General features: G+C 31.3%; 17 protein-coding genes. 10 read left to right on the top strand and 7 right to left on the bottom strand.

Annotated features, from left to right (window positions below; translation table 11 throughout):
• Positions 1-8: 8 nt before the first annotated feature.
• The 4 genes from ACWJJT_RS03345 to ACWJJT_RS03330 all read right to left on the bottom strand — a co-directional run bounded on the left by ACWJJT_RS03345 (position 9) and on the right by ACWJJT_RS03330 (position 2,403).
• Positions 9-299: a hypothetical protein gene (locus ACWJJT_RS03345; RefSeq protein WP_258280661.1), complete on the bottom strand. Its 291-nt coding sequence runs from the start codon at positions 297-299 to the stop codon at positions 9-11.
• Between the two features lie 190 nt (positions 300-489).
• The gene (locus ACWJJT_RS03340) at positions 490-867 is read right to left on the bottom strand and encodes a hypothetical protein (RefSeq protein WP_462956045.1); all 378 of its coding nucleotides are present in this window, start codon (positions 865-867) and stop codon (positions 490-492) included.
• A 35-nt stretch (positions 868-902) separates the two neighbouring features.
• Positions 903-1,331: an alpha/beta fold hydrolase gene (locus ACWJJT_RS03335; RefSeq protein ID WP_462956044.1), complete on the bottom strand. Its 429-nt coding sequence runs from the start codon at positions 1,329-1,331 to the stop codon at positions 903-905.
• A 28-nt stretch (positions 1,332-1,359) separates the two neighbouring features.
• Complete coding sequence (locus ACWJJT_RS03330; protein ID WP_462956043.1) at positions 1,360-2,403, bottom strand: helix-turn-helix domain-containing protein; 1,044 nt, start codon at positions 2,401-2,403, stop codon at positions 1,360-1,362.
• 603 nt (positions 2,404-3,006) lie between these two features.
• On the opposite strand from ACWJJT_RS03330, the gene ACWJJT_RS03325 reads away from it, so the two are divergent.
• Positions 3,007-3,483: a GNAT family N-acetyltransferase gene (locus ACWJJT_RS03325; protein WP_462952955.1), complete on the top strand. Its 477-nt coding sequence runs from the start codon at positions 3,007-3,009 to the stop codon at positions 3,481-3,483.
• A 233-nt stretch (positions 3,484-3,716) separates the two neighbouring features.
• Here the strand turns inward: ACWJJT_RS03325 and ACWJJT_RS03320 are convergent, their stop codons facing one another.
• Positions 3,717-4,652 carry an ATP-dependent DNA ligase gene (locus tag ACWJJT_RS03320; RefSeq protein ID WP_462956042.1) on the bottom strand — a complete coding sequence of 312 codons (936 nt, stop codon included), beginning with the start codon at positions 4,650-4,652 and terminating at the stop codon, positions 3,717-3,719.
• Positions 4,652-5,464: a non-homologous end joining protein Ku gene (gene ku / locus ACWJJT_RS03315; RefSeq protein ID WP_216303710.1), complete on the bottom strand. Its 813-nt coding sequence runs from the start codon at positions 5,462-5,464 to the stop codon at positions 4,652-4,654. Before ku ends, ACWJJT_RS03320 begins: the two co-directional genes overlap by 1 nt.
• Positions 5,465-5,816: 352 nt before the next feature.
• Here ku and ACWJJT_RS03310 point away from each other — a divergent pair, with 352 nt between their 5' ends.
• Positions 5,817-7,493 (top strand): methyl-accepting chemotaxis protein, encoded by a 1,677-nt coding sequence (locus ACWJJT_RS03310; protein ID WP_462956041.1) that lies wholly within the window; start codon positions 5,817-5,819, stop codon positions 7,491-7,493.
• A 92-nt stretch (positions 7,494-7,585) separates the two neighbouring features.
• Entirely contained in the window at positions 7,586-7,825 is a 240-nt protein-coding gene (locus ACWJJT_RS03305; RefSeq protein WP_462956040.1) for a DUF1653 domain-containing protein, read from the top strand.
• A 91-nt stretch (positions 7,826-7,916) separates the two neighbouring features.
• Here the strand turns inward: ACWJJT_RS03305 and ACWJJT_RS03300 are convergent, their stop codons facing one another.
• Positions 7,917-9,266, bottom strand: a complete 1,350-nt coding sequence (locus ACWJJT_RS03300; RefSeq protein ID WP_462956730.1) for a sodium-dependent transporter — start codon at positions 9,264-9,266, stop codon at positions 7,917-7,919.
• A 420-nt stretch (positions 9,267-9,686) separates the two neighbouring features.
• Here ACWJJT_RS03300 and ACWJJT_RS03295 point away from each other — a divergent pair, with 420 nt between their 5' ends.
• The 7 genes from ACWJJT_RS03295 to ACWJJT_RS03265 all read left to right on the top strand — a co-directional run bounded on the left by ACWJJT_RS03295 (position 9,687) and on the right by ACWJJT_RS03265 (position 15,674).
• Complete coding sequence (locus ACWJJT_RS03295; RefSeq protein WP_462956729.1) at positions 9,687-10,007, top strand: YitT family protein; 321 nt, start codon at positions 9,687-9,689, stop codon at positions 10,005-10,007.
• Between the two features lie 301 nt (positions 10,008-10,308).
• Complete coding sequence (locus ACWJJT_RS03290) at positions 10,309-11,214, top strand: GH25 family lysozyme (RefSeq protein ID WP_462956039.1); 906 nt, start codon at positions 10,309-10,311, stop codon at positions 11,212-11,214.
• A 533-nt stretch (positions 11,215-11,747) separates the two neighbouring features.
• Positions 11,748-11,999: a hypothetical protein gene (locus ACWJJT_RS03285; protein ID WP_462956038.1), complete on the top strand. Its 252-nt coding sequence runs from the start codon at positions 11,748-11,750 to the stop codon at positions 11,997-11,999.
• 15 nt (positions 12,000-12,014) lie between these two features.
• Positions 12,015-12,149, top strand: a complete 135-nt coding sequence (locus ACWJJT_RS03280) for a hypothetical protein (protein ID WP_462956037.1) — start codon at positions 12,015-12,017, stop codon at positions 12,147-12,149.
• Between the two features lie 518 nt (positions 12,150-12,667).
• A complete protein-coding gene (locus ACWJJT_RS03275; RefSeq protein WP_462956035.1) occupies positions 12,668-13,717 on the top strand; it encodes an alpha/beta hydrolase in 1,050 nt (349 codons plus the stop codon).
• Positions 13,718-13,971: 254 nt separating this feature from the next.
• Positions 13,972-14,646: a response regulator transcription factor gene (locus ACWJJT_RS03270; RefSeq protein WP_462956033.1), complete on the top strand. Its 675-nt coding sequence runs from the start codon at positions 13,972-13,974 to the stop codon at positions 14,644-14,646.
• Positions 14,647-14,792: 146 nt separating this feature from the next.
• Complete coding sequence (locus ACWJJT_RS03265) at positions 14,793-15,674, top strand: sensor histidine kinase (protein WP_462956032.1); 882 nt, start codon at positions 14,793-14,795, stop codon at positions 15,672-15,674.
• Positions 15,675-15,896: the final 222 nt, after the last annotated feature.

Raw genomic sequence — 15,896 nt, 5'->3', positions numbered from 1 at the left:
AGTTTAAATCAAAGTGTACTATTGCAAATATTGTCGCAGATATTAAGATTGCAAGTCTGATACCCGTATTTAAACGTTAATTTATTTAACAATACCTCTCTAAAAAACAACTCCTCAATTATTGGCGCTGTTGTTACACCAAATATTAAATAGCTTAAAGTCAGACCTGTAGCAGTTACATGTGTACCTACTAATAAAATAAGACCTACTCCAATGTAAAGACCTATATTCAATAGGTATAATCGAGCTATCTTTTTATAACTTATTTCTTTAATGCAACTAACTAAATCGTTTTTCATTGCATTGTTACCTCTAAATACCAGTAGGCTAACAAAAACTAACAATATAATATTTAACATAATTTCAGCTACGTACTTATCTTTCAAATATATATTGTCAATAATAGGTATCTCTAATAATAAAAAAGTTAAAGACCAACATAAGTTGTAATAAGTAAGGACGGCGAATTAATTCAAGTTTGCATTATATTTATTTAATAAATGTATCGCACATCCATTTATTAAATCTTTCTTTCTCTTCAAAGGATATCCCATAGTCATAACGGATAACATCTAGCAAGTTATACTCACTACTGAATAAAAAACCTATACTATTATTATCGGGGGCATCAATAAGTCTTGAAGCCCCACCATATTTAATAACATAAGATCGTGGGGTATACATATTGCCATTTTTGATTTCTTTAGTTAATCCTTGTAGATACAAAACATCATCTGTATTGGCAGCATTTTGAGCTTGATTAATACAGTAATTCAAACTGTCGATCTCACTTTCTGTTGTATCGCTCATCTGTCCAATGCCAATATATGCTTCATATTTTTCAGGAGCTTTATAGGCAGCTTGCATTGCAATATATGTACCAAAAGAATGACCAATCAGTATTACCTTTTTTTGCCAAGACGTGCTGAGATATAATCCGTCATATCCAATAAGTCCTTAACCAATAAGTCTGGTGAAAGGTTCGAATAGTCCTCAGAAAGATGATATGATTTTCCACTAGCTCTTTGGTCGTAATTAACAACTGTAAATTTGGTTTCCAATAAATTTTGGTATTTATCAGCATATGGTATTTCCGGACATCCAGGTCCTCCATGTACAAAAACAATAACTGGATTATCCCTATCATTACCACGTATCATAATTTCATGATTACTTCCATTTATCTTTACTTGTTCTAATACACTTATACTGTTTTTACCTTTTATATCCGGAGTCCATGTAGGAAAGAGAAGTGCCATTATTGGCAATACTATAATAATTACTCCGATATATATATAAATTTTCATCAATTTTTTTTTGTTTTTCATCAAAGATACTTCTTTAAAATTGCTAGAGTTATTAATTAGTGTTCAAATTTTGAGAACTTTTATTTAGCGATTTCATAATTCCTGCTATTGCAAACGACGCAGTCATTCCAAATAACAAAATGAATATAATCATATGTATATTCCCATTCATATATTCGTCACTCCAATCATGAAAATTGTATTGAAATCCAAATACAGAAGGTTCAAGCCCAAATACCATATTTATCAGACCTTGTATAAAAAATTCAAATACAGAAATTACAGCGAAACATCCTGAAGTCTTCAGTAACCCATTGATTCTAGAATACCTAATAATAAGCATCATACTCCACAGAACAATCAGACATAATAACGTAATCGGAAGACCCTTCGTTAAGAACCATCCTCCGCCTGTATACATATCGCATACAAAAATCAGTAATAATAGTAACACGGTATCTACCATAAAACACAGCAATACTTTTTTATTTGCCAAGAACTCCGGAAGCCATATGCGATTTAGTATAATTGGTAAAAAAACAACCGTCATACCAAACAGCAACGGTATAAATGTCACAAAGAACCAGTCTCCATCCGTATAAATGCAGCAAGTCATCAAAAGAAGAACAAGCGAAGTAAATAAAGCTCCTAGCGTGATCTCTCCACGATACTCAGTCACCAAAACAGGCAGCAGTGTTAACGTAAATGCAATCAATTCTGCAGTCAGCACAATAAAAAACCACGACAGCTTATGTTGAACAGCCAGATTACATATAAAACATACTAATAAAGATATTCCATACATAAAAAATAATGTATATTTATATCTGTTTACTATTTTTATATATTTTGTGGCTAATTTTTCAGTAGCTCTTGTTTGAAGGTCTTCACTGGCGGTCAACAGTTCATGTTCGTTAATCTTAAGCACCTCACAGATATCACTTATAAGGGTGATGTCAGGATAAGAGATTCCCCTTTCCCATTTTGAAATTGCAGATTCTGTTACAAATATTTTCTCTGAGAAACTCTTCTGAGTCAATCCTGCTTTTTTCCTTTTTTGCGTAATAAATTCACCAAATGACTTTTTATCTTCCATAGAAATTCCTCCTAGTATTTTTTCACTTCCAATACTATACTTACCATTTCCCTATGTCAACGAAACAGCCCGATTTAGCAACTCGACTATCAAGCCAGTCGGCTAAAACACTGCATTTACAGGCATCTTTTCTATAAGAATACAATTGAAGATGTGTATTTATCTTCAACGTACAACACACTGTGTGAAAAAGGAGTATAACTAATAAAGCTAAAATATGTTCTTTTTAACGTATCAAGGCATGTGGAGTGCTGTTCGCTACCCGTAAGAAAATAGAGGTATGATAATTAGAAAAAGATAGTAAAAACTTTGTTATAAGGTTTTGCTATCTTTTTTGTTAGGCTAGTAATTTAGATGGAGCGGTTTTAGTTTAAATCGTAGATAGAAGTAAAAGAAATATTAAAGGTAAAATAAAGAGATTATGATAAAATTTGTAGTATAATTAAGGTATATGTTAATTGATGAGGGTAGGGAATATCGTAGTCGGCTGAAAAGTCATGTTTTACAGACATTTCTCTTCGTTAAAGACCGGCGATATGTCGAACTCGTAGTTTAATACAAAGTAAAGATTATTAATAAAATGTGAGTATGGAAGTGATAAAAATGATAAGGCAGATAGAAAGAGATGAGATTAAAGTATGTGTACAAGTAATCAGAAAAAGTTTTGGAACGGTAGCACAAGAATTTAATCTTACAAAAGAGAATTGTCCAGGGAATGCAAGTTTTATGAAAGTTGAAAAATTATATAAGCAGTATGATGAAGGTCGACCAATGTTTGCGTGCCTTGATAATGGTATCATTGTAGGTTATTTTTCGCTTGGCAAGAATGATGGTGGGAGTTTTGAACTGAATAATCTTGCTGTATTGGTAGAATATCGCCATAAAGGTTATGGCAGAGAAATGATTATTTTTGCAATGGATAAAGTCAGAGAAATGGGAAGTAATAAAATGACTATTGGAGTAATTGAAGAAAGTACGAAATTAAGGAATTGGTACAGCGGGTTAGGATTTATACATACAGGTACAAGAAAGTATAAACATTTACCTTTCACAGTGGGCTTTATGAAAATTGGACTTTAGACTTCTATAGTAAGAAATACTTCAAATTACGCTTCAGGAAATATGAGAAAGTAAAATGTAGCCTAACAGTTCTGTTAGGCTGCATTTTTTGTTTATCAGCATACTTATCGGAAGTGATTCAAAATAATAGTTGTTGATGTTGAATGGTACCTGAAATCTTTTCTAATGGGTATTGAGACTAGGTTTATTATTAGTAATAGAAACTAGTTTAAACAAAAATAATTTTATAATAATTATTCTACGATACAATCTTCAGGCTCTTTATCGTTCCTCAAACATTTGAATACGGGTTGACGCAAGGAACCGTTTGCTGTTTTCATCATATATTTTACGGTGCATACAAGCCTAGGTTGTATCCACACTGCATTATCGTTTCCAGAAGGCAAATCAGTAAAAGGGTGTGTGATTATTCCGGGCATGGATTTTATTAATTGAAAGTCTTCGGTCGATATTCCCAGAGTGACATGGCCTTTGTATACCAACCCTTTGCTTGAATATTGACCAAGTACAATGCTGATTACACCGTTTTGCTTAAAAATGAAACCACACACTATAAAATCATCATCCAGAAGATTTTTAATTTTAATCCAATCCTTAGTGCGTTTGTCTAGATAATATTTACTATCCTTACTCTTAGCTACTATGCCCTCCAATTCATTTTGTTTAGCAATCTTATAAAATTCAACCCCTCGCTTCTCAATATATCTAGAAATAGCAATGCGCTCATTTTCATTAATAGCTTTTTCAAGTAGCTTTTTCCGCTCCATCAATGGCAAATCTGTAACCTGTTGATCATCATAGTAGAGAATATCAAAGGCTGTGAAACTGGCTGGTAATTTAGATGATGCAAGTTGTATTTTAAAGGTATTTGACATCAGAGATCGTCTTTGAATTTCATAAAAGTCTGGTTTGCCATCTTTAATAACGATTAACTCACCATCTAAAATGCAACGGTGATTTATCTGCTTGTGTATATTCGACAATTCAGGTACCTTTACAAGCATCTTTATATTTCGTTTGTTACGTAGTTCTGTCATGTCCTTATCTAAATAAGCGATACATCGTTCACCATCAAGTTTTAACTCATAAATATAATTAGGGCTGTCAAATGCCTCTTGTATTTCACCGATTAACATAGGCTTAATGTTTTTATTATCAAACAAATCCATTATGCACCTTTTGGAGTTCTTTTACGTTTTTCTTTATTTGTTGGAGTTTCTTTTACTTTATTTTGCTCGATGCTTGCTTTTAATGCGTCCATAAGATTAATAATATTACTTGGTGTCTCGGGTTTGGAAGCAACGATCTCTTGACCAGATATTTTAGTTTCCAGTAACTCGCGTAACTTTACCTGGTACTCATCCTTATATTCTGCCGGATTAAAAGGAGTGGCCATTGAATTAATTAATGCCTTTGCCATAGTAATCTCAGCATCTATTATTTCGGGTTTATTATAAGATTTGGGAAGGTCTTTAATCTCATCTTCATAGTACATTTTCGAGATTAGTATTCCATCCTCACGTGGGATTATAGCAAGTAAGGTCTCTCTTGTACCCATTACAGTTTTGCCAATTGCAATTTTTTGCTCGCTCATAAGCGCTACACGCAAAAGCTCAAAAGCTTTATCACCGCCAGCCTCAGGAATGGCTTGATATGTTTTGTCGTAAAAAATAGGGGAGATTTGATTAAGTTGTGCAAAGTGCATTATCTGTATTGATTTTTCTTTTTCGGTTTTGATTTTTTCTAAATCATCATCGGTTATGACTACATAATGATCTTTGTCATATTCATATCCTTTGGTAATATCTTTAGTTGTAATTTCCTTGCCGCAATGACTACATGATTTTTTGTATTTTATTCTTGAATTATCATCTTTATGAAGTTGATTAAAATGTATGTCGTTATCTTGTGTTGCGGTATACATGGATATTGGTATAGCAACAAGGCCAAATGAAATAACTGTTTTATGGGCTATAGCCATTTTTAACACCTCACTTTTTTAATAGTATAACCATAACTTAACTTATTTACTATCTGTTTTTCCTGCTAAATAATCTATGTAAAATATATTTACAAAAAAGTATGCAAATTTTCTTTTAAAAAGTTAGTTATCGAGATTAAAAGGTAAGAAGTTATTAAGAGAGTTGAAAAAGAAAGAGCTAAAGAGTGGATATTCTTTACAAAAGTGAAAATTTCCAATGGGTTATGGTATGATATGTAGGGGAATTGTAATTTAAAGGAGAAATAATGAATTTTTTAGCAAAGTTTCCTTGTTTTAAGAAAGTAACAGTTAAACACAGGACTTAAGTTTTTATATTAAAGGAGCGATATAAATGAAAAATGAAAAATCAAAGACATTAAAGGGAAAGTTAGTTTTTATAACCTTAGCTACTTTTTTTACAGTATTATTATTAAGTACAGTTATTGTAAGCTTGCTCATAAAAAATGAGATGAAAACTGTTTTATTAAGCAAATCAATTGAAACTGCAAAGGAAATTTCTTATGAGGCAAAAAACATAGTAAACACAAAAGATAGTAATATTGAGGATTTACAAAATTTTGTTGTTAACAAGGCAAAGCAGAGTAATATTACATATGCAGTTATAATAGATACTAATGTCAAAGCCATAGCGCACAGTGATAAGCTGAAAATAGGAAAGAGCTATGATGACGAATATACTTTAGACGGAGCAAAAAATGGAAATATAAAAACTTCCAGATTTTATGCCGATGTTCAAAAACAGTGGACATATGACATTATGGTACCGATATATAAAAATGAAACACTAATGGGAACGCTTGATATTGGTATACCAGAAGCAGGAATAACCGAGGTTGTAAATAAAATATTGTTTATTCAATCTATAATATTTATTGTTTCACTTATAGTAATAAGCATCTTGCTAATGCTTATTTTCGGTAAAGTACTGTCTCCACTTAATATGATGGTCGCAGGTATTGATAAAATAGGTAACTTTGATTTTACTGATAGCCATGAAATCAGTGAATTGATAAAAAGGCAAGATGAAATAGGTACAATTGCAAATTCAATGTTCAACATGCGAAATGGTGTCTCTTATTTGATAAAAGGGATTATGGATAATTCACAGAGACTTACGGCATCTTCTGATGAGCTTTCAGCAACCATGGAGGAATTAACATCAACAATTGTAACAATAGGTGGTGCTGTTAAGAATATTGCAAATGGAATGCAGGATTCAAGTGCAGCGACTGAGGAGATAAGTGCATCCATAGAAGAAGTCGATTCAAGCATTAATGAGCTTTCACAAAAGGCTATGGAAGGAAGCGATAATGCAAATGGGGCAAAAGAAAGGGCTACAGAGGTTAAAAAGGGTAGTGAAAAAGCTATAGAAGATACTGAGAAATTGTATATTGAAAAGCAAAGTAATATGCTAAAAGCCATTGAAGATGGTAAGGTAGTAGATAGTATCAAGGTTATGGCAGATACCATAGCAACTATTGCAGAACAGACTAACTTACTTGCACTAAATGCCGCTATAGAAGCAGCGAGAGCGGGGGAACAGGGAAAAGGATTTGCGGTGGTTGCTGATGAGGTTAGAAAACTTGCAGAACAATCATCACAGGCAGTAACAAGTATTAAAGATACAATTATAAGTGTTCAGAATGCGTTTAAAAGTAGTACTAATACTGGTAGTGATATATTACAATTTATTAACAACGATATACATGCACAATTTGATGCATATGGTGAAACAGGAAATCAATATTATAATGACTCTGATTTCGCAAGTAAAATGTCAGAGGAAATTGCGGCCATGTCAGAAGAAATCACAGCTAGAGTAGGGCAAGTAAGTGGAGCTGTGCAGAATATGGCACAATCCTCGCAAGAAGCCAATGAACATGCTGAAACAATAAAAGGGAGTATGGATAATACTACGAAAGCTATAGAACAGGTAGCGATGATTATACAAAGTCAAGTGGGACTTGCTCAAAAGCTTAATGAAATGGTGCAAAAATTTAAGATATGATTAATAGTAAACTCACTCATTTCAATTTAGAAGAGATAACTTAAAAGATTTAAAGATTAAAAAATATATTTCTATAAAGAAGGTATGTAACAATGAATGAAAATAATATTGTAATCGGTAAAAAATATAGACATTTTAAAGGTAATGAGTATTTAGTGCTTTATGTAGCAAGACACTCAGAAACTCGTGAAGATATGGTGGTTTATCAGGCCCTTTATGGAGAAAGAGGAATATGGGTTAGACCATTAAGTATGTTTTTAGAGAAAAAAGGAATTGATGGTAAAATGGTAAATAGATTTGAAAAGATTGATAATGAACTGGAATCGCTTTAAATAATTCATCACGGTAATTGAGGTTATTAAGGTTGAAAACCAAATTAGTGGCATAGATGTAAAAGGTAAACCACTTCAGAAATGAAGTGGTTTAAAATTTAAATATTCCTATAGAATTTAAGAAAACAATTATAAGAAGGATTGGTGATATAAATTTAATAAATACATATATAATGTTTAACACAGAATCGTTATTTAAAGTTCCTTGATTTGATAGTTCTAGTTTGAAATCTTCCTTTTTAGTAAAGTATCCAACGTAAATCGCTATTGAAAGCCCGCCTATTGGAAGTAGTATATTTGAAGATAAGTAGTCAAAGGAATCGAAAAATCCTCTCTGTCCTATTATATGAATATTAGCAAGGGTACTTGTGGGATGAGCCGATAATGTTGCGAGAATTCCAACCACCATCATTATGCTTGTTGTAAATAACACAGCTTTCGTTCTACTCATACCCTTTTCTTCTGTAAAATACGCAACTGGAACTTGAACCATAGATATCAGTGCTGTTGTAGCGGCTATTGCAGTTAAAAAGAAAAATGCGACTAATAATACACTGCCAAAAGGTATTTTTGAGAATACAAGTGGTATCGTCATAAATAAAAGACCAGGACCTTCACTAGGTTTTAGACCAAAGGAGAACACGGCTGGGAATATTGCAATTCCTGCCAATATTGAAATTAGTGAGTCAGATAAAGCCACCTTAACTGAAGTCGCTATCATGTTATTATCAGGTGTAAAATAACTTCCATAGGTAATCATTGTTCCCATTCCGAGGGACAGTTTGAAAAAGGCTAGACCAAGAGCTGCTAATATAACAGGTCCAGTTAATTGCGAAAAATCCACATGAAATAAAAATTTTAATCCTTGTGATGCACCTGGAAGTGTTAATGCTCTTGCACCACATATAATAATTAGTATGAATAATACAGGCATAAGTGTCTTTGTTATTCTTTCAATTCCATTTTTAACTCCTGCAATTAAGATTATTGAAACTACGATGAGAACTATAAACTGCCATACTATTGGCGACAGTGGTCCAATTAAGGTTGACATGAATTTTGCCGAAGCAGTACTAGAAGTAACCCCCCTAAAATCGCCCTTTATTGCTTTGAATACATAGGAATAAACCCATCCTGCAACACAGCTATAAAAAAATGCAATTAGAAATGCTGTAGTTGTCCCCATAAACCCAATAGTTTTCCAGCCCTTAGCAGCATTTAATTTTTTAAAAGCTCCAACTGCATTTTTTCTTGATTTTCTTCCAATGTAAAATTCACATGCCATAATAGGAATACCAACCAACACAACACATAAAAGATATACTAAGAGAAAAGCTCCTCCACCGTTTGTCCCTATTAAAAAAGGAAACTTCCATATGTTACCTAAACCCACGGCTGAACCTAATGTTGCAAAAAAAATTGCAAATCCTGTAGAAAACATCTCTCTTTTATTTTTCTCTGCCACTGCATATCACTCCTCTTTATCTTTAATTAAACAATTATTTGTACTACAACATTAGAGTACTGTTTAAATGATATCAAATTTATATATAAGGTAAAGTTAATTTGTATTTGTTACTTTAACACCTTAGCACGTACATTTAAATATATCAATAAAAAAGTATTATTACGGAACGTTATTTTTATTTATTATTTGTCTTATTAGTGTATATATTCATATCTTATGAAGTTGTACAGATAAAGCAAATTAAGATAAAACACCGATTAAAAAGTAAAACAATATGATTTTATCAATTTATATAGTTAGGTATGTTTAAGAATAGTAAAAATATCAAAATTTTTAATGGAAGACTCGCAAACTCAATGAATGTGATGCAAAAAGAATTAAAACGGCTATACTATACTTTTATTAAATATTCCGTTATTAATACTAAGTTATAAATATCTTAACAAACGATTTACTATTTTTTCAATTATAGGTATAATCTCATTTTCTTTGTTCTTGATTTTAACTGCTCCTTTAAAAGGACTGATTGGCACAAACGATACGTTGCTATTATGTTTATACGGTGGAGTGTTAAATGGAATTGGCATAGGAATAATATTCAGTAATCACAGTTCCGGAGGAGGAGCCAATATTGTTTCAGCTTTGATAAAAGTAAAACATGATAACTTTAATATAGTAGTAACCACCCCAATAGTAACTGGCTACCTTTCTTAGGTAGCCTTTTTATATAACTTATCACATAAAGTTCACATATTAAATTGATACTGCTGATACAATTTGCCCTTATAATTTTAATTATGGATAAATATTAAATATTGATATTCCAGTTGATGCTGGAGATTTCAGACTTATAGTACTAAGCTATATGGCAGGGGACCATAAATATCAGAGAAGTTTTCACCAGCAAGATACTTCTTTGTTACATAAAAATATCATAAACACCTGAGAGGTATCAAAGATATGGGTTGAAACATATATTGTTACGAGAAAATGATTAAAATCGGAGATGGGTTTTGTGAAGGGAATAGATATATCTAGTTACCAACAAAATGTAGATTTAAAAAAAGTAAAAAACAGTGGAATAGAAATAGTTTATATTAAAGCCACGGAAGGAATCAATTATAAAAACCCACTGTTACAATCACAATATAGTGGAGCAATTGAAGCAGGGCTTAAAATTGGGTTTTATCATTTTTTAAGAGCAAATGATCCAATATTAGAAGCAAAACATTTTCTAAGTGTTATACAAGGGCTTTCAACCGATTGTAAATACGCTATAGATGTAGAAGTGGCATTAGGGCAAACCGTAACTAAGATAAGTTCTAATGTAAGACTTTTCGCGAATTATCTAATATCAAATAATAAGGAAGTATGCATTTATACAGGAGATTATTTTTACGCAAACAATTTAAATAGCTCAGTTAAAGATATACCTTTGTGGGTGGCTCATTATGGAGTAGCAAAGCCCGATGTAATTAATTATATAGGATTTCAATATTCAAGCTCTGGGGGAGTAAACGGAATAAATGGACCTGTTGATTTAAATGAATTTAAATCTGATATATTTATTAATTCAGTCTCACATGTACCTGCAAATATTGTTGTAGTAGCTTTTCAACATGCTGTCAACTTAGTCGGATTAAAAGATAAAAACGGGGACAAGCTCGTTGAAGATGGCATCAAAGGTACACATACTATTGAGGTTGTAGCTAAGTTATTTGTTACTAGAGGCGCCCATAATGAAATTGTAAGGTGGATACAGCAGCGACTTATTGCATTAGGATTTAGTTGTGGTAAAACTGGATCTGATTCATATTTTGGATTGAACACATTAATATCGGTTCAGCATTTTCAGGATTCAAGAGGGTTAAAACCAGATGGAATTGTCGGGCCAATAACAACAATACAACTTTTAAAATAAAAAGTAGTTTTTATGAATGTAACTCAACAGTATTGTGTTACATTCATAAATTTTAATAAATGGATATTTAATTTCTTATTTTACTTGTTTATACCAAATTTATTAGGGGAGGGTCTCTTCCTTTACTTGGTTGCTATTTTCTAATAATAGCATTAATATTATTGTTACTATTATTCTATAAGAATCAAACTAGAGAAAAAACAATTTCTAATAGAAGCTTTAACATAGGAGTAATTGAAATAACTGAACAAGATAATAAAAGTAACTTAACTTTTTACAATAAAAATTTTAAAAAAACTAAAGAACAAGAAATTAAGTAGGTTCCATGGGTTCGTCATTGGACCTTCCAAGAATGTATGGTAAGAATATGTATGTTGTTTCCTGATTTTTGTGAGATTCATCGACGATAAATCACTTAAAAGGTTGTACCATATAATAATAACTATTTTAAAACTATATTTTATAAAATTGGGTAAACTATAGTATACACTGATTAATACAGTGTAACTTATATATTTGGAGGGAGAATACTTATGAATAATAAAAATAAAAACGCTAATGTAAGCAGTAGCACTAGTGGTGCTACATTACAATCAAGTAAAGAATCAACTGGTTTTAAGGTTGGTTCAGTAAAAGTGCTAAGTAATGAACAATCTTATGCATCCAAGGACGATCCAAGCACTGATATGTCTACTATGACTAATAATATTAATTCTAACACTTTAGAAGATGTAAAAGAATTTAATGAACGTTCAGAAGCTATTATAGCTGCAGGTAAAAAATAAACTAAGTATTAGATTATGATGATAAATATAAATTATGGATATAAAAAAGCTAAAGAGTTTAAATCAGATGACATATATGAAATTAATCAAATGGTGGCTCTAATTGATGATCAAGTGAAGAAATTGCATTTGTTGGTGAAATTTTTATGAATGGTAGGAACCACTTTGCTTTAAATCTAATTTTTTGTTAATTAATGTTATATTACACGTAACATAACGTAGTGAAGTTTTATAATATCGGTAGTATTAACATGAGACAACATCAGGAGGAGAATTATTATCCCTTACATTTTTCTTAACTATGGAAAAAACGGTTTGGCTGTTGATAAAGTAATAAAAAATCTAATAAGCGATGAAGATTAAAAAAAACAAGCCGAAACTGGAGTTTTAGCTATGGAAGGAAGTCACCTTGGAATTATATTTTTCAAGGCAATTCCAATAAAATACTGTGTTGGATATTAGTCCTAATGCAGTATTTTATTTATACATCAATATTAAATTACTCCACTTACTGTTGTTTATCTTATATAAGGTTTTCTAAATGCATAAACACTCGCAATTTATTTATATCACAAAAATTAAATGGAAGAGCGTACTATGAAATGATGGTACCAATCATAAATAAAAATGAATTTTGTAAATAGTTAAGTTAATGGTGGAGGTACTGAATGAAAAAGAAAAAAACATTGTGGATTTTTCAGGGTATTGTCTTGATTCTTACAATATACTGTTTTCTTTTAATTAAAAACTTTTCTAGAACAGGTGATGGTAAGCTTGATACATTATTTGGTGTAATGTCAAAAGTAGAAGAACATTTTAATCCTATTTCACTTAAAGGAAAATCAATATATGAAATGCGTGCAGCATTACATAAGTCAGCAACTATATGGAATTCCAAACCGATACCCTTTTCCAACATAAAAAATATGGATATAAAAACAGATTCAAATCAAGTGCCAGTGAGAATATATACGCCTGACGGCAATGGGAATGAATTGCCTATCATAATTTATTCCCATGGTGGCAGTTGGATTAGTGGTAGTATTGATGACTATGACAATGTTTGCAGGAAGCTTTCAAAAAACTCAAGGGCTATAGTCGTATCTGTAAATTATCGTCTTGCGCCAGAAGATCCCTTCCCAGCTGGTCTTAATGACGTATATAATGTGCTCCAATGGGTTTACAAACATGCTAAGAGTATTAATGGGGACTCCAGTCGGATATGTGTTGTAGGGGACAGTGCTGGGGGCAACCTTTCTGCAGTAGTTTCACAAATGGCACGTGATAAAGGTGGCCCACACATAATCTCTGAGGTACTAATATATCCATCAACAAACATTTATCAACTAAATACTAAATCTTGGTCGTATTTTGGTATGGATTATAATCTTACAAGGGAAAACTCTGAAAAATTTATATCCCTATACACTCCAAGTTTAGAAGAAAGAAAAAGTGGATATACCTCGCCTTTATTATCTGAAAATTTTAAAGATTTACCTGACACACTCATAATCACAGCCGAATTTGATCCATTAAGGGATGACGGTGAAGCTTACGGTAATAAATTAAAGGAAGCAGGTGTGAATGTAATTTCTACCAGATATAAAGGTGTTACACATGGCTTTATCTCAATGGATAAGATTACGAATAAATCAGATGAGGCTTTAATCGAAATTTCAACATATCTAAAAGAGCAATTTAATAGAAAGCAAATTTAATATTATGCTAAATAAATATTTTTTAATTACTTATATAATTAAACTTTATGGTGAATACATAAATATACAAAATACTTTAAACTAACCGGAAGTAAAGGGCCATGTAATATTAAGTTTTTAAAGCCACTAATGTTTAAAGTATAGTTTTATATTACAGTACTTGGTTAATGTTGTAAGCCAACATAATGGTGCTGATACCCATTTTATAGTATAATGGAGAAGAATAAAATTCCATTTTAAAGTGAGGTTTTTACATGTTTAAGATAATGATAGTAGAAGATGATATTAGGATAAAAGAAATATTGCTTGAAAATGTAATGAGATGGGGTTTTGATGGAAAAGCCATTGAGAACTTTAATGAGGTGTTTATCGAGTTTTCAAAATACTCTCCACATCTAGTTCTTATGGATATAAACCTTCCTTATTTTGATGGTTTTTACTGGTGCTATAAAATCAGAGAAATATCAAAGGTTCCCATAATATTTGTTTCTTCAAGGAATAACAATATGGATGTAATAATGGCAATTAATATGGGCGGAGATGATTTTATTCAAAAGCCCTTTTCCTTAGAAATATTGATGGCCAAAATAAATGCATTGATAAGAAGAACATATTCCTACGCAGATGCGCAGACTAATGTGCTTGAGTATAAAAACATTGTTTTAAATATGAAGGATAATAGCGTGTTTTTTAAAGATAAGAGGGTAGAACTAAGTAGAAATGAATTTAGCATTCTATATCTACTTATGAAAAATAATGGCAATTTAATAAGCAGAGATAAAATTATGCGAAGTCTCTGGGAGGATGAAAGTTTTGTTGATGATAATACCCTTACAGTGAATATCAATAGACTGCGTAAAAAATTAGAGAATATTCAACTAGAAGACTTAATTAAAACAAAAAAAAGGCAAGGGTATACAATACTATGAGATTTAGAAATTTTTTAAGGGACAGGATATTTTTAATTTTGTTTTATTTTATATTGATGCTATTTATTTCTTCGGTGGTGTATTTTAACAATGAAGTAAAAATAAGTGTTGGCGATATAGCCTATATCAATATAGTAGGGTTTATTATGTTTATACTTTACTTAATATTTGAGTATTTAAAAAATAGAAGATATTATAATGTTATTAAATGTATTATAGATAACCAGAAAGAGAATATTGTTAATTCGTTGCCTATGCCATTAAATTATGAACAAAGGCTATATGGAGAAATTCTTATGAAAGTTAACGAAGAATTCAATTTAAAAACAGATAGATTACATGTTGGGAAAAAAGAAAATGTAGACTTTATAAATTCCTGGGTTCATGAGATAAAAACGCCTATTTCTGCATGTAGATTGGTTATAGAGAACAGTATGTACAAGTCTAAGGAGGAGACCTTAAGTAACTTAGAGGATGAAATAGATCATATAGAGAATTACGTTGAACAAGCATTGTACTATTCACGATTAGATAGCTTTTCAAAGGACTATTTAATAAATGAAATAAATATGCGTAGTCTAATTGTTGGGGTTGTGAAAAAACATGCAAAGGAATTTATAGGTAAAAAAATAAAGATAGAATTAAGTGACTTAGAATTTACTATAGACTCAGATAAAAAGTGGCTTTTCTTTATTTTGGATCAGATTTTATCAAATTCATTAAAATATACAACAAGCGATGGATTTATTAAAATTAGTGGAGTATTAAAGCACAATGAGAAACAGCTTATTATCCAAGATAATGGAATTGGAATAAAATCCGAGGATATTAATAGGGTTTTTGACAAAGGATTTACTGGATATAATGGACGGGATGATTTTAAAGCCACAGGTATGGGACTCTATCTATCAAAAAATCTTGCTACAAAGCTTGGTCACCATATAACTATTGAATCAATGCATTCTGAATTTACTAGAGTAACAGTTCATTTTCCAAAACTTATAGAATATTATAGGGTTACAAACTAAAAATGTGGTTTGTAGCCCTATTTTTTTAAAACTTACAACAATGTAAGTTTAGAATGGACTTTGTAATGTTACACAATGGATTGGGTATTAGATTTGTTATAAAATAGAATTGTAATAAGCGATAGGAGCGAAAGGGTTTTAGGGACATTTCAGAAGGAAGTCTCCAACTTTTATAAGTGGGGGTATACTACAACAAAGAGAATTTTCAGTAGAAATCTAAAT

The sequence above is a fragment of the Clostridium sp. CM041 genome, from assembly GCF_055081035.1.
Note: the sequence above shows the minus strand (reverse complement) of the source record. Positions and strands in the feature narration are given on the sequence as shown.